The sequence below is a fragment of the Cellulomonas olei genome (assembly GCF_039548315.1).
Classification (GTDB): domain Bacteria; phylum Actinomycetota; class Actinomycetes; order Actinomycetales; family Cellulomonadaceae; genus Cellulomonas.
The window spans coordinates 1-26030 of sequence record NZ_JBCLVN010000021.1 but is presented as its reverse complement, the minus strand read 5'-3'; the positions used below and the strand labels follow the sequence as shown (position 1 = coordinate 26030).

Annotated in this window: 22 protein-coding genes and 1 pseudogene; 9 read left to right on the top strand and 14 right to left on the bottom strand. The window is 75.2% G+C overall.

What is annotated here, in order from left to right:
- Positions 1-36: 36 nt before the first annotated feature.
- Positions 37-2415: a glycoside hydrolase family 3 protein gene (locus AAHH18_RS08370; RefSeq protein ID WP_343301288.1), complete on the bottom strand. Its 2379-nt coding sequence runs from the start codon at positions 2413-2415 to the stop codon at positions 37-39.
- A 368-nt stretch (positions 2416-2783) separates the two neighbouring features.
- Here AAHH18_RS08370 and glf point away from each other — a divergent pair, with 368 nt between their 5' ends.
- Complete coding sequence (gene glf / locus AAHH18_RS08365) at positions 2784-3932, top strand: UDP-galactopyranose mutase (protein ID WP_343301287.1); 1149 nt, start codon at positions 2784-2786, stop codon at positions 3930-3932.
- A 6-nt stretch (positions 3933-3938) separates the two neighbouring features.
- On the opposite strand, the gene AAHH18_RS08360 is transcribed toward glf, so the two are convergent.
- The 6 genes from AAHH18_RS08360 to AAHH18_RS08335 form a co-directional block, all read right to left on the bottom strand.
- Entirely contained in the window at positions 3939-5294 is a 1356-nt protein-coding gene (locus AAHH18_RS08360; protein WP_343301286.1) for an ATP-binding protein, read from the bottom strand.
- Positions 5291-6004, bottom strand: a complete 714-nt coding sequence (locus tag AAHH18_RS08355; RefSeq protein WP_283319409.1) for a LytR/AlgR family response regulator transcription factor — start codon at positions 6002-6004, stop codon at positions 5291-5293. Before AAHH18_RS08355 ends, AAHH18_RS08360 begins: the two co-directional genes overlap by 4 nt.
- 178 nt (positions 6005-6182) lie before the next feature.
- Positions 6183-7610, bottom strand: a complete 1428-nt coding sequence (locus AAHH18_RS08350; RefSeq protein WP_343301285.1) for an ATP-binding protein — start codon at positions 7608-7610, stop codon at positions 6183-6185.
- Positions 7611-7680: 70 nt separating this feature from the next.
- Positions 7681-8415 (bottom strand): alpha/beta fold hydrolase, encoded by a 735-nt coding sequence (locus AAHH18_RS08345; protein ID WP_343301284.1) that lies wholly within the window; start codon positions 8413-8415, stop codon positions 7681-7683.
- Between the two features lie 102 nt (positions 8416-8517).
- Positions 8518-8787, bottom strand: a complete 270-nt coding sequence (locus AAHH18_RS08340) for an acylphosphatase (RefSeq protein WP_343301283.1) — start codon at positions 8785-8787, stop codon at positions 8518-8520.
- Between the two features lie 236 nt (positions 8788-9023).
- A complete protein-coding gene (locus AAHH18_RS08335; RefSeq protein WP_343301282.1) occupies positions 9024-10418 on the bottom strand; it encodes an FAD-binding oxidoreductase in 1395 nt (464 codons plus the stop codon).
- A gap of 136 nt (positions 10419-10554) precedes the next feature.
- Here AAHH18_RS08335 and AAHH18_RS08330 point away from each other — a divergent pair, with 136 nt between their 5' ends.
- Positions 10555-11685, top strand: a complete 1131-nt coding sequence (locus AAHH18_RS08330) for a helix-turn-helix transcriptional regulator (protein ID WP_343301281.1) — start codon at positions 10555-10557, stop codon at positions 11683-11685.
- Positions 11686-11712: 27 nt separating this feature from the next.
- Here AAHH18_RS08330 and AAHH18_RS08325 read toward each other — a convergent pair whose 3' ends face one another.
- Positions 11713-12135: a hypothetical protein gene (locus tag AAHH18_RS08325; protein WP_343301280.1), complete on the bottom strand. Its 423-nt coding sequence runs from the start codon at positions 12133-12135 to the stop codon at positions 11713-11715.
- A 41-nt stretch (positions 12136-12176) separates the two neighbouring features.
- Positions 12177-13295, bottom strand: a complete 1119-nt coding sequence (locus tag AAHH18_RS08320) for a GNAT family N-acetyltransferase (RefSeq protein ID WP_343301279.1) — start codon at positions 13293-13295, stop codon at positions 12177-12179.
- Between the two features lie 227 nt (positions 13296-13522).
- On the opposite strand from AAHH18_RS08320, the gene AAHH18_RS08315 reads away from it, so the two are divergent.
- Entirely contained in the window at positions 13523-14359 is an 837-nt protein-coding gene (locus tag AAHH18_RS08315; RefSeq protein ID WP_343301278.1) for an HAD hydrolase family protein, read from the top strand.
- 7 nt (positions 14360-14366) lie between these two features.
- On the opposite strand, the gene AAHH18_RS08310 is transcribed toward AAHH18_RS08315, so the two are convergent.
- The 4 genes from AAHH18_RS08310 to AAHH18_RS08295 are packed head-to-tail and all read right to left on the bottom strand — an operon-like array spanning position 14367 to position 19525.
- Entirely contained in the window at positions 14367-16025 is a 1659-nt protein-coding gene (locus AAHH18_RS08310; RefSeq protein WP_343301277.1) for an ABC transporter ATP-binding protein, read from the bottom strand.
- Positions 16022-16972 (bottom strand): ABC transporter permease, encoded by a 951-nt coding sequence (locus tag AAHH18_RS08305; RefSeq protein WP_343301276.1) that lies wholly within the window; start codon positions 16970-16972, stop codon positions 16022-16024. Before AAHH18_RS08305 ends, AAHH18_RS08310 begins: the two co-directional genes overlap by 4 nt.
- A complete protein-coding gene (locus tag AAHH18_RS08300; RefSeq protein ID WP_343301275.1) occupies positions 16969-17928 on the bottom strand; it encodes an ABC transporter permease in 960 nt (319 codons plus the stop codon). The genes AAHH18_RS08305 and AAHH18_RS08300 overlap by 4 nt, the downstream gene beginning before the upstream one ends.
- Before the next feature lie 31 nt (positions 17929-17959).
- Positions 17960-19525, bottom strand: coding sequence for an ABC transporter substrate-binding protein (locus AAHH18_RS08295; protein WP_343301274.1), 1566 nt, complete (start codon positions 19523-19525; stop codon positions 17960-17962).
- A gap of 154 nt (positions 19526-19679) precedes the next feature.
- On the opposite strand from AAHH18_RS08295, the gene AAHH18_RS08290 reads away from it, so the two are divergent.
- Entirely contained in the window at positions 19680-20402 is a 723-nt protein-coding gene (locus AAHH18_RS08290; RefSeq protein ID WP_343301300.1) for a DUF1028 domain-containing protein, read from the top strand.
- Between the two features lie 10 nt (positions 20403-20412).
- On the opposite strand, the gene AAHH18_RS08285 is transcribed toward AAHH18_RS08290, so the two are convergent.
- Positions 20413-20988 carry a helix-turn-helix domain-containing protein gene (locus AAHH18_RS08285; protein ID WP_283319396.1) on the bottom strand — a complete coding sequence of 192 codons (576 nt, stop codon included), beginning with the start codon at positions 20986-20988 and terminating at the stop codon, positions 20413-20415.
- A gap of 195 nt (positions 20989-21183) precedes the next feature.
- On the opposite strand from AAHH18_RS08285, the gene AAHH18_RS08280 reads away from it, so the two are divergent.
- The 5 genes and pseudogenes from AAHH18_RS08280 to AAHH18_RS08260 all read left to right on the top strand — a co-directional run.
- Positions 21184-22206 carry an ABC transporter substrate-binding protein gene (locus AAHH18_RS08280; protein ID WP_343301273.1) on the top strand — a complete coding sequence of 341 codons (1023 nt, stop codon included), beginning with the start codon at positions 21184-21186 and terminating at the stop codon, positions 22204-22206.
- Entirely contained in the window at positions 22203-22967 is a 765-nt protein-coding gene (locus AAHH18_RS08275; protein WP_343301272.1) for a class I SAM-dependent methyltransferase, read from the top strand. The genes AAHH18_RS08280 and AAHH18_RS08275 overlap by 4 nt, the downstream gene beginning before the upstream one ends.
- A gap of 13 nt (positions 22968-22980) precedes the next feature.
- Positions 22981-23976: a FecCD family ABC transporter permease gene (locus AAHH18_RS08270; RefSeq protein ID WP_343301271.1), complete on the top strand. Its 996-nt coding sequence runs from the start codon at positions 22981-22983 to the stop codon at positions 23974-23976.
- The gene (locus AAHH18_RS08265; protein WP_343301270.1) at positions 23973-24773 is read left to right on the top strand and encodes an ABC transporter ATP-binding protein; all 801 of its coding nucleotides are present in this window, start codon (positions 23973-23975) and stop codon (positions 24771-24773) included. The genes AAHH18_RS08270 and AAHH18_RS08265 overlap by 4 nt, the downstream gene beginning before the upstream one ends.
- Before the next feature lie 312 nt (positions 24774-25085).
- Positions 25086-26030, top strand: a pseudogene (locus AAHH18_RS08260) (hypothetical protein); the annotation flags it as partial.

Sequence of the window (26030 nt, the reverse complement as noted above, 5' to 3'; positions counted from 1 at the left end):
CGGCGTGTGCCGACCGCCCCGGGCGGGCGGGACGGGTCAGTCCGTGACCGGACCCGCGTAGTTCAGGCCGAAGCCGAACTCGTAGGCGTTGCCCGCCGAGTCGACGTACGGCTCGGTGTCCTCCTGGACGTCCTCGAGCTGCTTCTCGACCGCGTCCATGGACGCCGGGAAGCCGATCGGCAGACGGCCCTGCGGCTCGTTGAGGCCGATCGCGGTCTCGATGAGCGCCTGGTCGCTGACGCCGAAGCCCACGAGGATCGCGTCGGACGCCGCCTCGAACTCGGCCGGGACGGTCGGGTTCTTGGCCTTGAGGACGGTGATGACCGGGATGTCCTTGCCGGACGCCTCGACGGCGGCCACGGCCCGCTCGAACGCGTCGAGGTCCGACTCGTTCGACGTCCGCGACGTGTGGCCGAAGTACGACCGGTTCTCCTGCGTGCCGTCCGGGAGGATGTCGCCGGAGATCGAGACCTTCCGGACGTTCTCGCCGTCCGCCGTGTAGGGGCGGTACTGGAGCGACAGCGGGTACCACTCGCCGGTCTCCTCGTCGTGACCCGAGTTCGCGAACACGGCGCCGCTGCTGGGGCTGTCCATGCCGACGAGCACCAGGTCCACGTCGGACAGGTCGGGAGCGGTGTAGCTCGTGACCTTGCCGTCCGCGTCCTCGACGGCCTCGTCCGTGACGACCTCCGCGAAGTACTGCTCGGCGATCTCGACGGTCAGACCGGGACCCTCGCTGTACTCGCCCGGGCCGAACAGGCCGGCCTGGCCGGTGTCGAAGTTCCGCGGGATGTAGACCGTCTTGTCGGACCAGTCGCCCGCCTCGGCGGCCGCGATCGTGTCGGCGTCGTTCTTCAGCATGACCACCGAGTCGAGCTGCGCCTGGTAGCCGGCGTCGAGCTTGTCCTGGCTGGCCACGACCTCCTTCGAGTGCTCGAGGTCGAGGTACGGGTTCTCGTACAGGCCGGGCTGGAACAGCATCGTGAGGATGCGGGTGCCGGACTCCTGGAACCGGGTGTCGGCGTCGACGTCGTTCTCGCCGGCCTCGAAGTCGGCCTGCCACATGTCGTACGCCGCGAGCACCGGCTCGACCGCGTTGTTGCCGCCGAACATGTCGACGCCGTTCTTCAGGATCGCGTAGTGGCGCTCCTCGACCGTCAGGTCGTCGGCGCCCCACGAGGTGCCGATGAGGGCATCGGGGTCGGTGTTCCCGCCCGCCGTCACGCCCCAGTCGGTGACGACCACGCCGGTGAAGTTCTCCCGCAGCAGGCCCGTGCGGTACGAGTCGTAGGCGCTGCCCATGCGGTCCCCGCCACCGAGCGGCTGGCCGTCCGCGTCGAGCGCGACGGAGTACGCCGTCATGACCGCGGCGGAGTCCATCGCACCGAGGAACACCTCGGCGTGCGCGTCGAAGTTGTCACCCGGGTAGACGCCGTACTTGCCGGCCTCCGTGTGCGACTCGCGGCCGCCCTCGCCCGGACCGTCGCCCGCCCAGTGCTTGATCATGGCGTTGACGGACTCGGCGCCCCAGCCGTCCGTGCCCGGCGTCGACTGGAAGCCGTCCACGTACGCCTTCGCCATCTCGCTCGCGAGCTCGACGTTCTCCCCGAACGTGCCGTCGACGCGCAGCCAGCGCGGCTCGGTCGCCAGGTCGATCTGCGGGCTCAGCGCGGTGCCGATGCCCAGCGCGCGGTACTCCTCCGACACGGTCTGCGCGAACGCGGTCATCGTCTCGGTGTCGAACGTCGCCGCGAGGCCCAGGTTCGACGGCCAGCGCGAGATGTCGCCGGACGCGTTGTAGTTGCCGCCGCTCTCCGCGGTGGAGCGCGGGTCGGAGCTGAAGTTCACGGGGACGTACGGCTCGTCCTCGGTCGCGAGCTCCTCGGCGTACGCCTGGAGCTGGTTCGACCAGGTGACGTTCGCCTCGACGTCGTTCGGGCCCGCGTTGAGCACGTTGCGCAGGCGGGACTGCGACATGTACTCCTTCTGCGCGTCCGTGATCCCGTCCGCGGGCGACCGCTCGTGCGAGCTGAACAGCATGAGGCCGGCGATCTGCTCGATCGACAGGTCCCCGGCGAGGTCGGCCGCGCGGTCCTGCGCGGACTCCCGCCAGTCCTCCCACGTGTCGAGCTCGCCGTTGCCGTTCATGTCCTTGAACGCGAGCTCCTGGCCGTCGACCTCCTCGGTGAGCAGCTCGATGCCGCTGTCCTTGCCGTACGACAGGACGGGGCCGTCGCCCGGGTTGGTGACGACGACGAAGTCCGTCGTGCCGTCGGAGACCTCGCGGGTGGTGAAGGAGCTGCCTGCGGAGCTGTCCTCGTCGGAGGAGCCGGGCGAGCACGCCGTGAGGGCGAACAGGGCGGCCCCTGCGACGACCGCCGCTCCCTTGACGTATGCCGTTCTCGTTGTCTTCATCGACCTTCCCTTGTCGTCTGTCGGCCCTGTCAGCGCCCGGCCGGGCCGCTCCGTCATCGGGGCGGTCCGGGCGGCACGTGCGCGACACAGCGCAGTGAGCGAACCGATCGCGGCCCCTGGACGTCCTGGTCCTCGGTGCCGCGAGCGTCACGCTAGGAACCGGCCCGCCGACGCAGGGGCCCGGGTGCACGGACGGTCGCTTTGGGTCCACGAACAGTCCGCGAGATCACGGGGAGGTCACGGCCCGGTCACGGCATCCGGGGCCGTCGTGACCTGCCGGGAGGCCGGCGCGGGAGCTGCGCGGGCCGCCCTACACTCGACGCGCGCCCGCGGACGCCGGCGCTCCCCCGCACCGGAAGGCCGCCCGCATGGACCTGCTCGTCGTCGGGGCCGGTCTGTTCGGGCTCACGGTCGCCGAGCGCGCCGCCGAGGCCGGCCTGCGGGTCGCCGTCGTCGAGCGGCGCGACCACCTCGGCGGGAACGCCTGGAGCAGCGTCGACCCGGGCACCGGCATCGAGGTGCACCGCTACGGCTCGCACATCTTCCACACCTCGAACGAGCGCGTGTGGCAGTACGTGCGGCGGTTCACCGGGTTCACCGACTACCGGCACCGCGTGTACTCGACGCACGCCGGCACGGTGTACCCGCTGCCGATCAACCTCGGGACGCTCAACCAGTTCTTCTCCGCCGCCATGGGGCCGGCCGAGGCCCGCGCGCTCGTCGCCCGGCAGGCCGCCGAGGTCGACGCCGCCACCGCCGCGAACCTCGAGGACAAGGCGATCTCGCTGATCGGCCGCCCGCTGTACGAGGCGTTCGTGCGCGACTACACCGCCAAGCAGTGGCAGACCGACCCCCGCGAGCTGCCGGCGTCCGTCATCGCCCGGCTCCCCGTGCGCTACACGTACGACAACCGGTACTTCTCGGACCGCCACGAGGGCCTGCCGACCCACGGCTACGGGGCCTGGTTCGAGGCGATGGCGTCCCACCCGCGCATCGACGTGCACCTCGGGACCGACTTCCTCGACGACACCCAGCCGCTGTCCCGCGCCGCCGCGCGCGGGCAGGTGCCGGTCGTGTACACCGGACCGGTCGACCGGTACTTCGACCACCACGCCGGGCCGCTGGGCTGGCGGACGCTCGACCTGGAGACCGAGACGCTGCCCGTCCCCGACTTCCAGGGCACGAGCGTCATGAACTACGCCGACCTGGACGTGCCGTGGACCCGCATCCACGAGTTCCGGCACTTCCACCCCGAGCGCGAGGACCGGCACGCCGCGGACCGCACCGTCATCATGCGCGAGCGGTCCCGGTTCGCCGGACCGGACGACGAGCCGTACTACCCCGTCGCCACCGCGCAGGACCGCGAGCGGCTGCGGGTGTACCGGGAGCTCGCCGCCGACGAGCCGGGCGTCCACCTCGGCGGGCGGCTCGGGTCGTACCTGTACCTCGACATGCACATGGCGATCGCGTCGGCGCTCTCGCTGTGGGACTCCGGGGCGGTCACCGCCGGCGTCTGACCGACGTCAGCGGGCGGGCGCGGCCGCCGGAGCCTCCGCCGCCGGGCGGCCCTGCGGCAGCGGCAGCAGCACCCGCAGCACGAACCACTGGTCCTCGACGTTCACCGTCATGGACCCGCCGTACTTCTCCGCGGTGTAGCGGATGGACTTCAGGCCGTAGCCGTGCCGCGTCCGGTCGGCGCGCCGGGTCACGATGTGGCCGTCCTCGGTGCGGAGCTCGCCCGTGAACCAGTTCTCGACCGTCAGCAGCGCGAACCGGTCCCGGGCGTAGACGGCGACCTTGATGAGCCGCTGCTCCGGGTCCGGCACCGCCCGCGCACCGTCGATCGCGTTGTCCAGCGCGTTGCCGAACACCGCCGCGACGTCCATCGCGGACATGAAGTCGAGCACCGCCCCGTCCACCACGTAGGTCAGGTCGATGCCCCGCTCGGCGCACTCCATGCTCTTGGTGGTGAGGATGACGTCCAGCACGCCGTTGCCGGTGTCCGCCTGGGCGGCGTAGCCGGACACGCTCGCCTCCAGGTCGTCCAGGTACGACGCGCGGCGGCCCGGGTCGCCCTCCGCGCGGATCACGCCGATCTGGTGCTTGAGGTCGTGGTACTTGCGGTTGACGATCTCGATGCTGCGCTTGGACTGCAGGTACTGCTCGTGCTGCCGGCGCAGCATCTCGTCGATCGCCTGCACCTCCGCCCGCGCGCGGTGCTGCAGGCGCTGCCCCTGCTGCGCGTACAGCGCCACGAACCCGCACAGGTCCACCAGCGTCCGGATGTAGAAGATCTCGAGCCCCAGGCGCCCGCTGAACGGCGTGTTGGCGTTGAGGAAGCTGATGTTGCTCATGAAGAACGTCACCAGCGCGATCGCGACCGCGGAGGCCAGCTCCCCCGGCGTGACGTCCAGGGCCTGCGCCGGGCGGAAGTGCCGCGCCTCGACGACGAAGACCCCCACGAACGCGACGGCGTAGACCAGCACGAAGAACGCCGCCTGCCACACCAGTCCCGGCCGGCCGTCCGGCAGGAAGAAGAAGCAGTGCATCTGCCAGTGCAGCGCGGCGACCAGCTCCGCCAGCACCAGCGCGCGCGCCGCGAAGTAGCCGGCGTCCCGGAGGGAGACGCGCGTCGCCGCCAGGATGAACCCGTACATCGCAGCCACGGCGGCGGCCATGCCGACCGTCCACAGCTGGAGCGGGAGCTGGTCCGCGAGCTCCTGCACGCCCACCTGCACCCCCAGCGCCACGGCGGCCAGGGCGGCGAACCGCAGGCGGGGCAGCCGCTGCCGGCGCAGCAGGATGTACACCAGGCACGCCAGCCACTCCGCGACGCCCGTCAGCGCCCGCGGGATGTCCGGCAGGGTCTCCATGATCATGCGTGCCGCGCCCCGAGGTAGTCGGTGAGCGCCGCCAGGAACGCCTTCTTGCGGGACCGGCTCACCAGCAGGTCGTGGCCCCCGACCATGAGGCAGCTGCTGCCGTGCACGCCGAGCACGTGCCGCAGGTTCACCACGTAGCCGCTGTTGCTGCGGAAGAAGCTCTTGCCCTCGAGCTGCGCCTCGAGCGCCTTGAGCGGCCCGACCACCGAGTGCCGGCCGTCGACCGTGTGCACGGTCGTGCGGTGCTTGGCCGACTCGAGGAACACGATGTCGTCGGTCGCGACCCGCACCAGGCCGCCGTCGACGGTCAGCAGCAGGTAGTCGGCGGAGCGGCGCCGCAGCCGGGCCACGGAGCGCTTGATCTCCTGCGCGAACGCGAAGTACGGCACCGGCTTGAGGACGTAGCTCAGCGCGTCGACCTCGTACCCCTTGATGGCGTGCTGCGTCATGTTGGTGATGAAGATGATGACGACGTCCGGGTCCACGAGCCGGATCTGCGACGCCGCGCTGAGCCCGTCGAGCCGCGGCATCTCGACGTCCAGCAGCAGGATGTCGAAGTCCGGCCGGTACGCCGCGACGATGTCCGCGCCGTCGGGGAACGCCGAGATGCGGAACTCCTCGTCGTGCTCGCGCTCGTAGCGGCGCAGGTGCTCGACGAGCAGCGCCGCGCTCGCGGGGTCGTCCTCGACGATGCCGATCCTGATCACAGTGCCGTTCCCGGGGGTTCTGCGGCGTGCACCGGTGGGGGCACGCCGGCCGGCCGGAGCCCGGTCGAACCTGCGTGACGCCCCCTCGCGCAGGAGGCTCCGGCGAGTCGCGCCGATGGTAGGCGAGGCGCGCCTGACATGTCATCCACGCAGGCGGGAGGCGCGCAGCACGACGGCGTCAACGCGGCCAGGCTGCGAGGAGGTCCTCCGCGCCCCACGTCGCCGCGAGCGGCAGGCCGGGCTCCGCGCCGGCCGGGCACACCGCCACCAGGGAGGTGCCCGCGGTGACCCCGGGTACCGCGACCGCGTCATCGGCGAGCGCCTGCACCTCGTCCGCCCGCACCCGTGCCCCGGCGCGCCACTTCACCGTGCCGACCAGGTGGACGGGCCCCGGCGCACCGGCCGTCCCCACGAGGTCGACCTCGGGCTGGTTGCTGCGCGGCCACCACCCGCCGACCCGGGTCACCTCGGGGAACCGCTCGTCGGGCAGCAGCCTCTCCAGGGCACCCCGGACGACGGGCTCCACCGCGCGGCCCCGCCAGGCGGCGAAACCCCGCTGCACGCGCGCCAGCGCAAGATCGGGTCGGCCGCGGTCGACCTCCCCGAGCGCGGGCTCGACGAAGGCGAGCCAGAAGCGCAGCGACGGGTCGGCGACCCGGTACCGCCGGTTGCGCGGCGCCGACCTGGTCGAGAGCGGGTCGTCCGTCGCGACCACACGCTTGCGGGTGAGCGTGCCGAGCATGCCGGTCAGCGTCGTCGCGTTGAGCGGCTCGCCCCGCGCGGCACCCTGGATGCCGGAGAACGTGCGCTCACCCCGCCCTCCGATGGCGGTGAGGACCTGCCGCGCGATGGTCCCCTCGCCGAACTCGGCGTCGAGCACCCGGCTCCCGGACACGACCAGGGCGCTCGTGGAGGTCCCGAACGACGACTCGAGGAACTGCTCCAGCGACGCCCCGGACTGCCACTCCTGGGCGACGAGCGGCAGGCCCCCGGTGACGAGGTACGCGTCCACGGCGTCGAAGGCCCCGACCCCGCACATGCCGCCGACCTCCGCCGGGGACAGCGGGTCGAGGACCATCTCGGTCGCGCGCCCGTGGAACGGCTGGTCCGGGCCCGTGAGACGCTCCATCGTCGCGAGGTCGGACCCCAGGAGCAGCAGGAGCACCGGCTTGCGGGACAGCCTGGCGTCCCACACCCGCTGGAGCTCGCCGGCCGCGCCGGGCGCCTGCTCGAGCAGCCAGGGGACCTCGTCGAGGACGACGACGGACGGCGTGTCGTCCGGGAGCGCGGCCGCGAGCAGCGTCAGCGCGGCGGTCAGCGTCGAGGGGGTCGAGTCCCGTGCCACGTCGGCGGCCGGCAGGTCCGAGTCGGCGACCGCCTGGGCGAGCAGCGCCAGCTCCTGACCGAGCGGCGCGCCTCGGGCGGCCTGGAAGGTCACCGTCGGCACGCCCAGGCGTCGGACGAGCTCGCCCACCAGGCGTGACTTGCCGACCCGCCTGCGTCCGCGCAGCAGCACCGCCACTCCGGCGTCGGCCCTACGGCCCTCACGGACCACGTCCATCTGCCGCTCGAGGGCGGCCAGCTCGCGCGATCGTCCGACGAACACCCCGGTCCACCCCTCCTTACTCCACCGAAGTTTACTATAGTCGAGTAAACTATAGTGGAGTGGAGTTAACTCACGTCGGGACGGCCATGGCCTCCTCCGCGTCGGCCTCGCCGGACACCGCACGCACCACCGCGGCGGCCAGGTCGTCCGGGCGGCTGAGCTGCGGCCAGTGCCCGGTCGGCAGCTCCACGATCGTCACGTCCCGCACACGCGCGAGCTCCTGCACGTACGGGTGGCCCTTGGCCATCAGCTCCCGCAGCAGGGCCTCCGGCATCGTCGAGGTGATGACGGTGACCGGGACGTCGAACCGCCGCTCGTCGTGCAGCACCTGCGGGCCGGCCGCGACCAGCGGCGGGACGGTGAGCGCGCGCGCCCGGAAGTCCGCCCGGAGCTGCTCGGACAACCCCTCGAGCTCCTCGTCCTCGAACGCGCCCCAGTCCGGCAGCGGCACGACGCCGTCCACCACGGGCAGCTCGTCGTTGACGACCCCGCCGTCCGCGAGCGGGCCGCTGTCGACGTAGACCACCTGCTCGACACGGTCCGGTCGCGCGTCGGCGACAGCGTGCGCCACCGCACCGCCGCCGCTGTGGCCGACGACGACCACGGGGCCGCTGAGGCTGTCGACCAGCTCGACGACCGCCGCCGCCTGGTCGGCCAGCGTGATGCCCGCGACCTCGTCCGCCGCACCGCCGGCGCCGAGCGGCGTGACGGGGTGCGGCGTGTGCCCGGCGGCCTCCAGGGCCGCGGAGACCGGCGCCCAGGAGGACGCGTCGAGCCAGAACCCGGGGATGAGGATGACGTCCATGCACCGACGGTAGCCGCGACCCCCGACACGCGCGCCGGGGGGGTGGCCGCTGTGCGCGGACGTCCCGGGCGGCGCCGGCCGGGGCCGCAGGACGTCCCGGCCTCAGCGCTCGACGACGAAGCTCTCGGCCCCGGACGGCACGGCGTCGCGCACGTCGACGTGCGTCACCTCGGAGAACCGGGGCCTGCGGCGAGCCCAGTCCACCAGCGCCGCGACCGCGTCCTGCGGGCCCTCGACGTGCGCCTCGACGGCGCCGTCAGACCGGTTGCGGACGTGCCCGGTCACGCCCAGCCGCCGGGCCTCCGCCGCCATCGACGCGCGGAACCCCACACCCTGGACGACCCCGTGCACGACGACGGTCCGGGCGATCACCCGGCCAGTCTGCGCGGCCGGCAGGGCTGCCGCCAGGGCGACCCGCTCCCGCGACGGCTGCCCGCATCCCGCGAGTTCGGCAGTCCCAGGCGAGTTCGGCAGGTGCAGATGCCGAACTCGCACCCGGACTGCCGAACTCGGCGGGTGTGTGGACGGGTGGTGTGGGGTGGGTCGGGGGTGGAGCGGGCGGTTGGGACCCTCCCCCTGCGAGGGTCCGGGCGCACCGCCCCCGGGGGTCAGGCGCCGACCGGGCGGTTGCTGCGGAACAGGCCTGCCGGGTCGACCGCGGCCTTGATCGCGCGCAGCCGGTCGACCGTCGCCGGCGGGTACGCCCGTCCGACCGTCTCGTCCCGGTCGAGGAAGGTCAGCGGTGCCGTCCCGGTGCTCCACGGGGCCATCGCCGCGAACAGCCCGTCGAGCGCCCCCGCCACCGGGGCGTACGCCTCCGGCACCGGCACCATGGCCAGGCCGGACAGCAGGTACGGCTCGTCGGCCGTCCCGGCGGCGGACGGCACCCGCTCGCGCGCGAGGGCGCCGCCGACGTGCCGGACCTGCACCTGCATGAGCGGCGTCCCGGAGCCGGCCCCGGCGACCTCGAGCAGCCGGGCGGCGGCCGCCTCGTCGAACGCGTGCAGCCGCGTCCCCACGAGCACGGCGGGGCTCGGGTCGACGGGCTCCTCGGCGAGCAGCCCCACCTCCCCCGGGGCGAGCACCCGGAACGTGTCCCGCAGCACCGGGCCGGCGGCCCGGGCGGGGGCGAGCAGCCGCTCGGCCTCCGCGGGGTCGCCGAGGTAGGTGGCGAGCAGCAGCGCGAGGGACAGCCCGCGCATGGGCTCCGGCACGACGGGCGCGTCCGGCAGGTGCAGCACGGCGACCCAGGTGGTGAGCGCCTCGGGAGCGTCCCGGGTGATCTCGCGGAACGCGCGGAGCACCGCGGGCGCCGCCTCGGCCGGGAACGCGAGCAGGCCGCCGGTGATCTGCGGCGCCGGGTGGAGGTCGAGCTCCACGGCGGTGACGAGCGCGAAGTCGCCGCCCCCGCCGCGCAGAGCCCACAGCAGGTCGACGTCGGCCGGGTCGTCGCCCCGGACCCAGCGGTGCGTCCCGGTGGCGTCGACCACCTCGACCGCGCGGACCGAGCCGGCCCCCGTGCCGTGGGCGCGGCTGAACCAGGACAGGCCGCCGCCGAGGCAGTACCCGACCACCGTGACGTCGGGGTTGGACCCGACGAGCCCGGTCAGGCCCGTGCCGTCGAGCGCGACCTGCAGGTCGCCCCACCGCACGCCGGCCCCGACGCGGGCGACGCGCGCGTCGGCGTCCACCCAGATGTCGTCGAGCGCGGTGGTGCGGACGAGGACCGCGCCGTCGAGCCACCGGCTGGCGCCGTGGCCGTTGGGCTGGGCCGTGACGGGGACGCGGTGCGCGGCGGCCCAGCGGACGGTCGCGGCGACGTCGTGCGCGTCGGCCGCCTGGACGACGGCGAGCGGCCGCTGGTCGACCAGCACGTTCCAGGGCAGGCGTGCGGCGTCCCACGCGGGGTCGCCGGGTGCGACGAGCGTGCCGGTCAGCGCGGCGCGCAGCTCGTCGAGGGCAGAGGTGTCGAGCGGCGCTCCGGCCGCCAGGTCAGTGGTCATGCCGCCGAGCGTGCTCGGCGGGGCCGGTCGGGCGGAATCCCAGGAACCTGGGTCGTGCGCGACCGCGACCCGGGGCGCAAAGATCCCCACAAACATGGGGGTACCGGGACGAACCGGACAGCGGGACCATCGGAGCATGGCGACTCTGCGGACCGAGCCCGTGCGGGCCGGGCTGGACGGGCTCGCGCGCGCGGGCCTCGACTGGCGCGCGTTCGCGCGCGGCGCGATCGACCTGCTCGACGCGGCGATCCCCCACGACGCCGCGTGCATCGGGCCCGTCGACCCCGACACCGGCCTGCTCACCGGGTCCGTCAAGCGCAACATCGGCGACGAGCGCGACGCGGAGTTCCTCGAGCACGAGTACGTCACCGACCACGTGAACCTGTTCCGGTCGCTCGCCCGGCAGGCGAACCCCGTGGGCATCCTGGCCGACGACACCGGCGGCGACCCGCGCAGCAGCAGCCGGCACCGGGAGATGTTCGTGCCGCACTGGTCCCTCGACCACGAGATGCGGGCGTCCGCCCGGACGGACGGCACCCCGTGGGCCGCCGTCGCGCTCTACCGCTCCGGCGGGTCGAGCGGCTTCTCCCCGGCGGAGGCCGACTTCCTCGCGCGGGTGGCCGGCACGCTCGCGGTGGGCGTGCGGGCGGGCCTGGTCACGGCGGCGGCCCGGCTCGCCGAGGCACCCGTCCCCGGGACGGCCCCCGACGTCGCCGGCCCGGCCGTGCTGGTGGTCGACGCGGACAACACCGTCTGCCAGACGACCCCGGCCGCGGAGGCCCGCGTCGCCGAGCTCGGCGGCACGCGCTGGGACTCGCTCCCGACGCCCGTCGCGGCCATCACGTCCGCCGCGCGGGCCCTGGGCGACGGCCGCCTCGCCACCGTCCCCCGGCTGCGCGTCCGCACGCCGGCCGGGCAGTGGCTGGTGGTGCACGCGGCGCCGCTCGCGGGGCGCGACGGCGGGCGGCGGCAGGTGGTCGTGACGCTCGAGGAGGCCCGGCCGCCGGAGATCGTGCCGCTGGTCGTCGCGGCGTTCGGGCTGACCGGACGCGAGCGCGACGTCGTCGCCGGCGTGCTGCACGGCGACAGCACGCAGGAGATCGGCCGGGCGCTGCACCTGTCCCCGTGGACGGTGCAGGACCACCTCAAGGCCGTGTTCGACAAGGCCGGGGTCGGCAGCCGGCGCGAGCTCGTCGCGCGGGTCTACTTCGACCACTACGCCCCGCGGTACGCCGCCGAGCTCACGCCGTCCGGCTTCTACGCCTGACCCGGACCCGCCCCGGGGCCGGCGGGCTCAGCCCCGCCGGAGCGGGATGCCCAGGACCGCCGGGTCGGGCGCGGCCATCGTGTCCAGGCCGTCCGGGGCGGGGGGCACGCCGTCCTCGGGCTCGGCGCCGGCCCACGCCCGCCACAGCCCGTCCTGCCGGTGCAGCACCCCGGGGGCGACCAGGTGCGCGCGGCGGCCGGCGTCCGCGAGCTGGCCGCGCAGCCCGGGCGCGCGGTCGGGCGGCACGAACCCCACCACCCGGTTCCGGCACACGACGACGACGCCGGGACCCGCGCCCGGCTCGAACCGCAGCTCGACCGGCACGGACCGGCCGGCGGCCCGCTCGACGGCGGTCAGCGCGCCCTCGAGCGCGGTCTGCAGCGCGCGGGCCTCGGCGACGGGGAAGCCGGGGCCGACGTCGGCGGCGACGCGGGGGTGGCGGGTCCTCACGGGGCCAGCCTGCCACCCCGGACACCCGGGCGGCGCGCCGGTCAGGAGGCCAGCAGCCCGAGCCGGCGTGCGGTCGGCGCCGCGCGCAGCACCGCGTGCGCGGTGAGACCCCGCGTCGAGACCAGCACGTCCACCACCGGCCGCGACTCCGGGAACAGCCGCGCGCCCGCCGTGTAGCGGGAGTCGAACCCGGGGTCGAAGAACGGCGCGTCGGTGGTGGCGAACAGGTACGTGAGGTTGGCGATCCGCCCGATCGCGCCGGGGCTGTACCGCCGGTGCTGCTCGGCGTAGGCGTCGAGGAACCCGAAGTACGCCCCGCCGGACCGCAGCGCGTACCCGTGCCAGAGCGTCTGCCCGCCGGCGGCGAGCCGCAGCACCGTGGCGTCGCCGTCCCGCCGGAACAGCCCGACGACCTCGCGGAACCACCGCTCGGCCCGCGGGTCGAGCCGCAGCGCCGAGCCGCCCTGCGTCGCGTCGCCCTTCCACCCGGCGGCCTGCAGCTCGACGAAGTCGTCCTCCGCGCCCGGGTCGGCGGACAGGTCGTGCAGCTCCAGGGGCCCGCCGGTCTCGCGGACCAGGCCCCGGACGCCGCGGCGCATGTTGCGGCGCTCGTCGGTGGCCATGTGGTCGGTGGCGAGCGGCGGGTCCACCAGCACCCCGTCGACGAGCGGCGGCAGCTCCGGGACCGTCATCGCCTCGCGCGGGGCGAACGCGCCGGCGTCCCGCCGCCGCTCCCACGCGCGCATCGGCGTGCGACCCAGCACCTCGGCGAGCGTGTCGGCCAGCGGCCCCTCACCGGGGAAGCGCCGGAGCTGCACGAGGCCCGGCAGCCCGACGGAGGTCAGGCCGCGCAGCAGCGCCTCCAGCGCCTCGGCCTCCCGGCCCCGGCGCAGCAGCGGGTGGTGCCGGTCGGAGTGCACGGTGGTGAACTCGCCGCCGGTGGTCGCGGCGAGCACGGGCACCCGCCGCGCGACGGGCTTGGTGCTGACGGCCAGGGCGGCGAGCCACTCCCCGCCCTCCTGGACGACCACGACGCGCACGTCGGAGGCCTCGTCACCGCGGTGCCGCGCGGGCACGAGGAACCGCGGGTCGAGGTACATGTTCGGCCACACCGCCCGGTCGGCGAGGCGGTGCCAGGCCTCCACGTCGGAGGGGGTCACGTCGGACAGCGGAATGAGCCTCAGGTGCACGGTGCCCCTCCTGGTCGCGCGACGGCCGCAGCGCGGCTCTCCACGCTAGCGTCCGGTTTGGACGGTTTTGATCCACTTTGTGGGTGAACTGTGCGCCCGCCCGCGGCGCGACCGCGCGCGACCGGCCCCCCACCGCGGGCACCACCCGGACGGCGGTCGCCCGGACGGCCCAGCGCCGCGTGAGGGAGGCTGGGGGCATGGCTCCCCCCGCACGGCCCCGCATCGTGTTCCTCGACATCGACGGCACCTACGCCGACCGCGGCGTCGTCCCGCCGGGGCACGCCCGGGCCGTCGCCGCAGCGCGGGCCGCCGGGAACCGGGTCCTGCTGTGCACCGGCCGGCCGCGCTCGATGCTGACCCGGCACATCCTCGCCGCGGGGTTCGACGGGATGGTCGCGTCCGCCGGCGGCTACGTCGAGGTCGGCGGCGCCGTGCTGCGCGACCAGCGGTTCCCCCGGGACCTCGCCGAGCGTGTGATCGCCGTGCTCGACGCCCACGACGCCGCCTACCTGCTGGAGGCCCCCGAGGCGCTGTACGGCCGGCCCGACGTCCGGCGGCGGCTCGGCGAGCTGCTCGGCGGCCACCTGCGCGACCCCGACGCCGCGGCGGACGGGCAGGGCGACGTGCTGGACGCGCTGCGCGTGCCGGAGCGCCTCGAGGAGTGCTCGTTCGCCAAGGTGACGTACTTCGGCGCGGCGTCCCCGTGGCCCGTCGTCGCGGACGCCCTCGGCGACGGCCTGGACCTGCTCCCGTCCTCCATCACCGGGCTCGGCGACACCGCCGGGGAGATCCAGCTCGCCGGCGTCCACAAGGCCCTCGGCATCCAGACGGTGCTCGACCACCTCGGCGCCGGGCGCGAGGACGTCGTCGCGTTCGGCGACGGGCCGAACGACCTCGAGATGCTCGAGTACGCCGGCACGTCCGTCGCGATCGCCGGCGCCGACCCGCGCCTGCTGGCCCTGGCGGACCACGTGGCCGCCGGGCCCGGGGCTGAGGGGCTGGTGCCGGCGTTCGCGGAGCTCGGGCTGGTGTGACCCGCCGCTACCCCGCCGCGGCCCGCCCCGCCCGCGGCCGCACCGGGGGGACGGCCGCGAGCAGCGCGCGCGTGTAGTCGTCCCGCGGGTCGGCGAACAGCTCCGCCGCCGGGCGGTGCTCCACCGTGCGCCCCTCCTTGAGCACCAGCACGTCGTGGCTGACGCGCTCGACCACCGCGAGGTCGTGCGCGATGAACAGGTAGGTCAGCCCGAGCTCCGCCTGCAGGCGGGCGAGCAGCTCGAGCACGCGGGCCTGGATCGAGACGTCGAGCGACGCGGTCGACTCGTCGAGGATCACCAGGTCCGGCTCCAGCGCCAGCGCCCGCGCGATCGACACCCGCTGGCGCTGCCCGCCGGACAGCTCGTGCGGGTAGCGGGACGCCCAGGACGCCGGCAGGTCCACCAGCTCCAGCAGCTCGCCCACCCGGCGGGCCGTCGCCTCCCGGCCGCGCGCCAGCCCGTGCACCCGCAGCGGCTCGGCGATCGACGTCCCGACCGCGGACCGGCCGTTGAGCGACGAGAACGGGTCCTGGAACACCATGGCGATCCGCCGGCGCAGCGCCTTGAGGGCCGCGCCCCGCTGGTGCAGCACGTCGACCCCGTCCAGCTCCGCCGTGCCCGCGCGCGGGACCGTGAGCCCGGTGAGGACGCCGGCGATCGTCGACTTGCCCGACCCGGACTCCCCGACGACGCCGAGCGTGCGCCCGCGCCGGACCTCGAACGACACGTCGTCGACCGCGTGCACCTGCGTGCGCCCGGCGGGGCCGCGGACGTCGTAGCGCACGTCGAGACCCTCGACGGCGAGCAGCACCTCGGCGTCCGCCGGCCCGGGCGCCGGGCGGGACTGCCCGAGCAGCGGGCGGGCGGCGAGCAGCTCCCGGGTGTACGGGTCGCGCGGCCGGTCCACCAGGTCGAGCACCGGCTGCGTCTCGAGCTGCAGGCCGTCGCGCAGCACGGTGACGTCGTCGGCGACCTGGCCGATGAGCCCGAGGTCGTGGCTGATCCACACGACGGCCGTGCCGAAGCGGTGCTGGAGCTCGCGCACCAGGTCCACCACCTGCGCCTGCGTGGTCACGTCGAGGGCGGTCGTCGGCTCGTCGGCGATCAGCAGCGCCGGGTCGCACGCCAGCGCGACCGCGATCATCACCCGCTGCCGCTGGCCGCCCGAGAGCTGGTGCGGGTACGACGCGAGCCGGCTCTCCGGGTCGGGGATGCCGACGGCCTCCAGCAGCTCCAGCGCCCGCGCGCGGGCCGCCCGACCGGTCAGGCCGCGGTGCGCCTCCAGGCTCTCGGTGATCTGCCGCTCGAGCGTGAGGATCGGGTTGAGCGACGTCGACGGGTCCTGGAACACGAACCCGATGCGGTCGCCGTGGACGGACCGCAGCGTGCGGGCCGAGGCGCCGACGAGCTGCGTCGTCCCGCCCGCGCCCCCGGCCCCGCCGGCCCCGCCGCCCACCGGCGCGCCGAGCACGCTGCTGCCCGACACCCGCGCGCCGGGCGCGTCCAGCAGCCCGGTCGCCGCGAGCACGGTCATCGACTTGCCGGACCCGGACTCCCCGACGATGCCGAGGGTCTGCCCGGGCTCCACGGCGAACGACACGCCGCGGACGATCGGCGTCGGGCCGATGTCGACCCGCAGGTCCGTCACCTCGAGGACGGGGTTCATCGGCGGCTCCTCCTGACCAGGCGTCGGGTCTGCAGCAGGGTGCGCTGGCGCGGGTCGAGCACGTCCCGCAGCCCGTCGCCGAGCAGGTTGAGCGCGAGCACGGTCACGAAGATCGCCAGGCCGGGGAACAGCGCCATCCACCACGCGGACCCCAGGAACCCCTGGGCGTCGTAGAGCATCCGCCCCCACGACGGCTGCGGCGGCTGCACGCCGAGCCCGAGGAACGACAGCGCGGCCTCCGACAGGATCGCGAACGCGACCGACAGGGACGTCTGCACGATGACGGGGCCGCTCACCCCGGGCAGCACGTGCCGGCGCAGGATCTCGACGTGCCCGGTGCCCATGGTGCGCGACACCTGCACGTACGGCTCGACCCGCACGGACAGCGCGGCCGCGCGGGCGACGCGCGCGAAGATCGGCGTGTAGACGATGCCGATGGCCAGCTGCGTGGTCGTCAGGCCCGGGCCGAGCACGGCCACGATCGCGAGCGCCAGCAGCATGACGGGGAACGCGAACATCACGTCGACGACGCGCATCAGCACCGTGTCGAGCCAGCCGCCCGCGTACCCGGACACGACGCCGAGGCCGACGCCCACGACGAGCGCGAACGCCACCGCCGCGAGCGCCACCTGCAGCGAGACGCCCGTGGCGACCAGCACGCGCGAGAACACGTCGCGCCCCAGGTCGTCGGTGCCGAACAGGTGGTCCCCCGACGGCCCCTGGAGCGCCGCGGGGACGTCGACCGCGTTGACGCCGTACGGCGCGAGGCGCGCGCCGAGCACCGCGACGACGAGCACGACGAGCAGCACCAGGGCGCTGACCAGGTTGACCGGGTTCCCGAGCAGCAGCCGCCAGCGGGCCACGGGGCCGGCGGTCGTGCTCGCTGCCGTCGGCGGGGAGCCGGGCGTCCCGGGCGTCACGGGGTCCTGCCGGGCGTCGGTCGTCATGAGAGCCGGATCCTCGGGTCGACGACGGAGTACAGGACGTCCACCACCAGGTTCACCACCAGGAACAGCACCGCGATCAGCAGCACCGCGCCCTGCACCAGGGCGTAGTCGCGTGCGGCGACCGCGTCGAACACCAGGCGCCCCAGCCCGGGCCAGGCGAACACGACCTCGACGACGATGACGCCGCCGAGGATCGTCGCGAGCTGGATGCCGGTGATCGTGAGGATGGGGATCATCGCGTTGCGCACGACGTGCCGGCCGGTGACCACGCGCGGGGGCAGGCCCTTGGACCGCGCGGTGCGGACGTGGCCCGCGTGCGCGACCTCCAGCACGGCGGTGCGGATGTAGCGGGTCATGATGGCGGCGGCCACCAGGCCCACCGTCAGCCCGGGCAGCAGCACGTGCCGCGCCCACCCGGCGGGGTCCTGCGACAGCGCCACGTACCCGGACGTCGGCAGCAGCCCGAGCGTCATCGCGACCACCAGGATGAGCATCTGGCCGAGCCAGAAGTCCGGGACCGAGACGCCCGCCTGGCTGGTCACCCGCACGACGGCGTCGGACACCCGCCCCTCGTGCAGCCCCGACCAGATGCCCGCGGGCAGGGAGATCGCCAGGGCGACGAGCAGCCCGACGACGGCGAGGGACACCGTGGCGGGCAGCCGCTGCAGCAGCGTGGTCGTCACGGGCTCGCCCGACCGGAAGCTCACGCCGAGGTCGCCGGTGAGCGCGTGGCCGACGTACGAGACGAACTGCTCGAGCAGCGGCCGGTCGAGACCGCTGGCCGCCCGCAGCGCCTGGTACGACTCCTCGGTGTAGCGCGTGCCGAGCGCGATGCGCACGGGGTCGCCCGGCACCAGGTGCACCAGGGCGAACACCACGACCATCACGCCGAGCAGCACGACGGCCGAGTGCAGCACCCGGCGCGCCAGGAACCGGAGCGCGCCCGACCCCGTCACGGGCGCGCCCCCGTCCCCCGCGGGGGGTGCGTCACGAGCCCGCCAGGGTCACGTCCCGGAACCGGATCGCCCGGTCGGACCGCGCCGTGTAGTCCTGCAGGTCCGTGCTCCACGCCTGCACGACCGACGGGTTGTAGAGGTAGATGTAGCTGGCCTCGTCCGCGATGGTCGTCGCCGCCTGCGCGTACAGCTCCTGGCGCGCGTCGTCGTCGGTCTCGACGCGGCCCGCGTCCAGCAGCGCGTCCACCTCGGGGTTGGAGTAGCCCTGGGCGTTGGACCCGCCGTCGCTGTGGTGCTGGGCGTAGTAGAAGTCGTCCGGGTCGATGTTGCCGAGCCAGCCCATCATCAGCAGGTCGAAGCTGCCGGTGTTCTGCTCGTCGAGCCACGTGGCGAAGTCCACCGTGCGGATGTCGACCGTGATGCCGAGCGGCTCGAGGTTGCTCGCGATGATCTGCGCCGCCGTGACGGTCTCCGGGTAGTCGGACGTCGCCAGGAAGTCGAGCGTCAGCGGCGTGGTGACGCCGGCCTCGGCGAGCAGCTCGCGCGCCCGGTCGAGGTCCAGGTCGTACTCGTCGTACTCCGTGTACCAGACCGAGTCCTCGGGGATCGCGAGCTGGTTCTCCTCCGCGGTGCCGTAGGACACGGCCTGGAGGATCGACTCGCGGTCGATCGCGTACGCGACGGCCTGCCGCGCGGCGACGCTGTCCCACGGGGCGTTCGCCTCGTTCAGCGCGAGGTACCAGTAGTCGTTCGACGGCGACGTGCCGACCTCGACGCCCTCGGCGTCCCGGAGCTGCTCGAGCTGCTGCGCGGGGATGGAGTCCGTCCAGTCGATCTCGCCGTTCTGGAGCGCGGCGATCGCGGTGCTGCCCTCGGAGACGAACGTGTAGTGCACGCCGCCGATGCCGGGCGCCCCGCCCCAGTAGTCGGGGTTCGCCACGAGGTCGATCGACTCCCCCGGCGAGTACGACGCGAGCGAGAACGGCCCGGTCCCGACCGGGGCCGTCGTGATGTCGCCCGACTCGACGTTCGCCTGCTCGACGATCGCCATGCCCTTGAACCCGCCCAGGTTGGACAGCAGGTTCGGCGTCGGCTGCGACACCGTGATGTCGACGGTGAGGTCGTCCACGGCCTCGACGTCGGCCACGGCCGCGAACTTCCAGGCGTTCGACAGCTCCTCGTCGACGATCCGGTCGTAGGAGTACACGACGTCCTCGGCGGTGAAGTCGCTGCCGTCGTGGAACGTCACGCCGTCGCGCAGGTGGAACGTCCAGGTGAGCTGGTCGTCGCTGACCTCCCAGGACTCCGCGAGCGCCGGCTGCATCTCGAGGTTCTCGTCCGGCTCGACGAGCGTGTCGAACACGTTCTCGAGCACCTGGAACGCGAAGTAGGAGGACGTCGACTGCGGGTCGAGCTGGTCCGGCTCGCCGGCGATCGCGGCCCGGAGCACCGGCAGGTCGGACGCCCCGGTGGCGTCGCCGTCCGCGCCGTCGAGGTCGACGGACTCGCCCGCGGAGCAGGCGGAGAGCAGCAGCATCCCGGCGGCGGCGCCGGCGACGCCGGCGGTGAGGGCCCTGCGGGCGGGAGGTCGTCGCATGAGGTCTCCGGGGGCTCGGGGTGGGCGACCGCGGCGGTGGGGGGCCCGCGGATGCATCACCATGTTGATCGTTGCATCAGCCTGACCCCTCACCCCACAATCGGACAAGTCGCTCGGCCGAGTCGAAACACGACCGCAACACACGGAGCCCGCCCTGACCTACACGATCCTCGTCGCCCAGCCCGGCCTGCTCGGGGCCGCGACCGCGAGCCGCTCGCTGGCCGCGGGCAACGCCGTGCTCGCCGTCGCGCCCCACGCCGGCGTCACGGTCAGCCAGGCGTGGACCAACCGCCGGCTGCGCGGCCTGCTGCTCGGCGCGCTCGCCGACGGGGAGTCCCCCGCCGCCGCCGTCGCCCGGGTGCCGGACTGGGACGAGGAGCCCGAGCTGCGCCAGGTCGCCGCCCTGACCCCCGACGGCCGCGGCGCCCACCGCACCGGCGCGTCCTGCACGGCCTGGGCGGGCGGGCTCGTGGCGCCCGGCGTCGTCGTGGTCGGCAACCTGCTCACCGGGCCCGAGGTGCTCGACGCGATGCTCGCCGCCTGGACCTCCGGCACCGGCGTGCCCGCCCAGGCCCCCGCGCTCGAGCCCGAGCTCGCCGAGGCGCTCACCGAGACGTTCGACGCGCCCGTGGTGTCGCCCGTCGACCCCGCCCTCGCGCTCGCGCACCGCCTGGCCGCCGCGCTGCGGGCCGGGGAGGCCGCGGGCGGCGACCGGCGCGGACGCCAGAGCGCCGCGCTGCAGGTGGCGCGCACCACCTCCGAGCGGATCTGGCCCCCGCAGCTCGCCGTCGACCTGCGGGTGGACGACGGCGATCGGCCCGTCGACGAGCTGGAGCGGCTGCTCGCGCTGCCCGGGGCGTCGTCGCCGGCCGCGTGACCCGCGGCGCTCAGCTCTCCGTCGGCGAGACCGCGCCGAGCACCACCGTGACGCCGTCGTGCGCGTTCGCCCACCAGTGCGGCGTCGAGCAGCCGTAGGTCATCGCGTCCCCGGGGCCGAGCTCCACCCGCCGCTCCCCGTGCACGACCAGCAGCCGGCCCTCCTCCACGAGCACCGACTCCGTGCCGAGGTGCCGGAACGGCCGGCCCTCGTTGGTGAAGCCGGCCGGCAGAGTCGAGCGGATGAGCTGCAGGTTCGACTGCATGCGGGGTGTCAGCAGCTCCCGCACGGGCGGCGCCGCGACCCCGGGCGTCTCGGGCAGCCGGTGCCGCTCCTGCGCGCGCACCACCATCTCGTCGCCGCCGAGGCCCGACAGCAGCTTGGGCAGCGTGACCTGCAGCGCGGCGGCCAGCCGGTGCAGCGAGACGAAGCTCGGGTTGCCCTTGCCGCGCTCCAGCTCGCTGATGAGGCCGAAGCTCACGCCGGACAGCTCGCTGAGCGTCTTCACGGACAGCCGCTGGCGCTGGCGCTCCACCTTGAGGGCGGCGCCCAGCGCGGCGATCTCGAGCTTCTCGTCGTCCGGCACGCTGGCGACACTAGCGAGCGTCGACGCCCTCCGGGGCGGGCGACTGCCGCGGCAGCTCTCCGCCACCGGCCACCGGCAGCGGCACACACGCCGCGCGCAGCGCGCGGTGGAGGGCACACCTGTTGCATCGGCGCGGCCGCGCGGCGGTTGAGCCCCCGGCGCAGGGTGACGCGACGGTCGCGTACGATCCCGTTCATGCGAACGATTCTCATTCCTGCCACGGCGGCCGTCGTCGCCGTGCTCGCGGGGTGCGCGAGCGCCCCCGCCGCCGCGCCCGCCGCCGGCAGCGGCTCGACCGCCGCCCCCGTCACGCTGACGAGCTGCGGCCTCGACGTCACGGTCCCGGCGCCGCCTGAGCGCGCCGTCACCCTCGAGCAGGGCGCCACCGAGCTGCTGCTCGCGCTCGGGCTCGAGGACCGGATGGCCGGCACGAGCTACCTCACCGACGCCGTCGCGCCCGAGTACGCCGACGCCTACGCCGAGGTGCCGGTGCTGGCCGCCCAGTACCCGACCGCCGAGCAGCTCCGTGCGACGGACCCGGACTTCGTCTACTCGATGCGCGCCTCGGCGTTCGGTGCGGACGCGGTCGGCGCCCGCACCGAGCTCGCCGACCTCGGGGTTCCCGCGTACCTGTCCGCGAACGACTGCGAGGACCCCTCCCTCGTCACCGGGGACACCGGCTTCGACCGGATCTTCGCCGAGGTCACGGACCTGGCCGCCGTCTTCGGCGTCGAGGAGCGCGGCGCGGAGCTGGTCCGCGGGCAGCAGGAGGTGCTCGACGCCGTGACCGCGTCCGCGCCCGACGCCGGCGACCTCGACGTCGCCTGGCTGTACTCGACGATCGACGGCGCGCCGATCGTCGCGGGCGGCACCGGGCTGCCGCAGACGCTCACGGAGCTCGCGGGCGGTCGCAACGCGTTCGCGGACCTCGACGCGCAGTGGGCCGAGACGAGCTGGGACGAGATCGCCCAGCGCGACCCGGACGTCCTGGTGCTCGCCGACCTGTCGCGCGGGCTCGCCGGGGACAGCGCCGCGGACAAGACCGCGATGCTGCGCGACGACACGGTGACCGCCGAGCTGTCCGCGGTGCGGGCCGACCGGCTCGTCGCGATCCCGGCCACGGAGATGGACCCGTCGGTCCGCAGCGTGGACGCGCTCGCGACGCTGTCGGACGCGCTCGTCGGGTTCGCGGGGGCGGACGCGGGGGCGGACGCGTGAGCGCCCCGACGACCGCATGGGCCCGGGAGCACCTCGCCGCGTGGGACCGCCAGCAGGCCGCGTACATCAACCGCCGCGAGGACCGGTTCGACGTCATGCTCGACGTGCTGGCCGAGACCGTGCCGCCCGGCGCGCTCGTGGTCGACCTGGCGTGCGGACCGGGCTCGGTCTCCGCGCGGGTGCTGGACCGGTTCCCCGGCGTGACGTGCGTCGCGGTCGACTACGACCCGATGCTGCTCGAGCTCGGCCGGCTGGCGCTCGCCGGGCACGGCGACCGGGTCGCGTTCCGCGAGGCGGACCTCTGGGACCCCACGTGGACGCGGGTGCTCGACGGGCGGCGCCCGCACGCCGTGCTGTCCTCGACGGCGCTGCACTGGCTGCCGGCGGACGTCCTGACCCGGGTCTACCGGGACGTCGCCGAGGTGCTCGAGCCCGGCGGCGTGCTGCTCAACGCCGACCACCTGCGCCAGCCCGGCGGCCGGCCGCTGTTCGAGGAGCTCGCCCGGCGCGACGACGTGGCCACCCAGGAGCGCGACCGGGCGGCGGGGGCGCTGAGCTGGGACGAGTGGTTCTCCGCCCTCGCCGCGCACCCGCACCTCGCGCCCCTGGCCGCCGAGCGGGAGCGCCGGTTCGCCGGCCGGCCGCCGAACCCGGACCTCGGGCTCGCGTTCCACGTCGCAGCGCTGCGGGCCGGCGGGTTCCGCGAGGCGGGCCCCGTCTGGCAGCACCTCGATGACTACGTCGTCCTCGCGCAGCGCTGAGCGCGCGAGGACGGTGGCCGCGACGGCCGGGGCGGCGCTGCTGCTCGCGGCCGTCGCGGTCGCGGCGGTGGCCGTGGGCGGCGGCGAGCTCACGTGGGCCGAGACGGCGCGGTCGCTCGGCGCGCACCTCGGCCTGCCCGTCGAGCCGCTGACCCCGCTGGCGGACTCCGTGGTCTGGGACCTGCGCCTGCCGCGGGTCCTGCTCGCGGGCGTCGCGGGCGCGGGCCTCGCCACCTGCGGGGCTGTGCTGCAGGCGGTGACCCGCAACGCACTGGCCGACCCGTACCTGCTCGGGATCTCGTCCGGGGCCTCGACCGGGGCGGTGCTGGTGCTCGTGGCCGGGGTCGGGGGCGGCGTCGTGTCGCTGGCCGGCGGGGCGCTCGTCGGCGGCCTGGCCGCGTTCGCGCTCGTCATGCTGCTGCTGGGGCGCAGCGCGTCCAGCACCGGGCGCCTCGTCCTCACGGGCGTGGTGGTCGGCCAGCTCTTCGCCGCCCTCACCACGCTGGTGCTGCTCGGCTGGGGCGACGCGGACGCCGCGCGGGGCATGACCGCCTGGCTCACCGGGTCGCTCGCCGCGGCACGGTGGCCCGCCGTGCTGCTGTGCGCCGTCGTGACCGCCGCGGCGCTGGTCGTGCTGCGCCTGATCGCCTCCGACCTCGACGCGTTCGCCTTCGGTGCCCGGTCCGCCGCGGCGCTCGGCGTCCCGGTCGCCACGGTCCGGACCGTGGCGCTGGTGACGACGGCCGCCGTGACCGCCGTCGTCGTGTCGAGCGTCGGCGCGATCGGGTTCGTCGGCCTGATCGTCCCGCACGCCGTGCGCGCGCTCGCCGGGCCGCTGCACTGCCGGCTCCTGCCGCTGAGCGCCGTCGGGGGCGCGCTGTTCCTCGTGCTCGCCGACACCGTCGCGCGCACGGCCCTCGCGCCGCGGCAGATCCCCGCCGGCGTCGTCACCGCGCTGCTCGGCGTCCCCGCGTTCCTCGTCGTGCTGCGGCGCCGGGAGCGCGGGTGACGCCCGGCCCGGTGGGGATCGCCGGCCACGGCCTCACCGTCCGCGTCCGGGGCCGCTCCGCGCCGGTCCTCGACGCGGTCGACGTCGACGCGCCGCCCGGCCGGGTGACCGGCCTGATCGGCCCCAACGGCTCGGGCAAGACGACCCTGCTGCACACCCTGTCCGGCGCGATCGCGCCCGCGCGCGGGGAGGTGCTGCTCGGCGGGCGCCCGCTCGCGGACATCCCCCGCCGCGAGCGCGCCCGCACCCTGGCCGTCATGGAGCAGTCCGGCGACACCGACACCGACCTGACGGTCGCCGACGTGGTCGCCCTCGCGCGACTGCCGCACCGCGGGCGCCTCGCCCCGCCGACCCCGCAGGACGAGGCCGCGTGCGCCCACGCCCTGGAGCTGGTCGGCATGTCCGGCACCGGCCGGCGCCGCTGGCGCACGCTGTCCGGCGGCGAGCGCCAGCGCGTGCACGCCGCCCGGGCGCTCGCCCAGGAGCCGCGGGTCCTGCTGCTCGACGAGCCGTCGAACCACCTCGACGTGCAGCACCAGCACGAGCTGCTCGCGCTGCTCACCGGCCTGGCCGCGTCCGGGCCGACCGTGGTGGTCGTGCTGCACGACCTCGGGCTGGCCGCGCGGTACTGCGACCGGCTCGTGGTCCTGCGAGCCGGGCGGGTGCACGCCGCCGGCCCGACCGCCGACGCGCTCACGGCCGGGACGCTGCGGGACGTGTTCGGGGTCCGGGCGGACGTCCGGCGCGACGACGCGGGGCTGCGGGTGGAGGTGCTCGGCCCGGTCGCGCCCCGGTGACCGGCGTCGCAGCCCGCACGTCCACCGGAACGCGCCGGTAGCACCGCGCCCGGGACGTCGCCCGTCCGTGCGACGTCCCACCGAGCGCCCCTGTGCGCACACGCACGCCCCGGGTGCTGCTCACCGGGGCGCTCCGACCTGCTCACTGTCACCCCTTCCGCTGCTCCACCTCCTCGCACACGGGCCGTGCAGCTCCGCCACGGCCGTCGGATGGATTCCGCACGCAGCGCTGCCGCACCGACGCGCAGCGACATCGGCGAGGGCGGGACGCCCCGGCGCCCCGCCCTCAGCGACACGTGAGGAGCAGGAGCCATGTCCCCGATCACCGTCCCGGCGGCCACAGCAGTCGCCCTGCTGCTGGCGCCGGTCGCCGCGCCGCCCGCCCCCGACGCCACGGTGACGGCCGACCCACCGGCGGTCACCGCCACCACCGACGCCGCCACGACGACCGCGGCGGACGGGACGACCCCGGCCGGCCCCACGACGGACGACGCCGCCCCCGCCCAGCCGGCGGCGTCGGTCCCGGCCGACGCCGCCGACCCCGACAGCGTCGGTCCCGATGCCGGGGACCCCGGCGCGGCGACCGAGGGGACCCCCGGCGACGAGCCACCCGCGACCGGGCAGGAGGAGGCCGGGGAGACGCCCGCGGCGAGCTCCGACGCGGCCACGCCCGCCGAGGATCCCGCTCCTTCGGACGACGCCGTCGCCGGCGGCACCACCGCGACCGCCCCGGAGGGTCCCGCCACGGACTGCGCGACCTGCGGCGACGCGGGCGCGCCCGCCCCGCTCCGCACCACCGTCACCGACGGCTACCAGGAGGACGGCTACGACCGGCCCTTCTGGTGGGCGCGCGACGGGCTGCACTTCAGCGAGCCGATCCCCGCGAACGGCTACGTCAACGTCAACGTCCCGGGTGCGGACAACCTCAACGTCGACATCCACCGCGAGCTGATCGGCGCGACGTTCGTGCCGTGGTCGTACTTCGGCCTCCAGCCGGGGATGTGCATCACCTGGACCGAGTCGAACGGCTACAGCTACCACTTCGGCGAGGACAACTCCGGCCGGGGCGGGGTCGACGAGAAGGACTGGGAGTACTGCGTGCCGGGCGAGCCCGACCAGCCCGACCAGCCCGCCCAGCCCACCGAGCCCGACCAGCCCGCCCAGCCCACCGAGCCCGACCAGCCCGCCCAGCCCACCGAGCCCGACCAGCCCGCCCAGCCCACCGAGCCCGACCAGCCCGACCAGCCGGACCAGCCG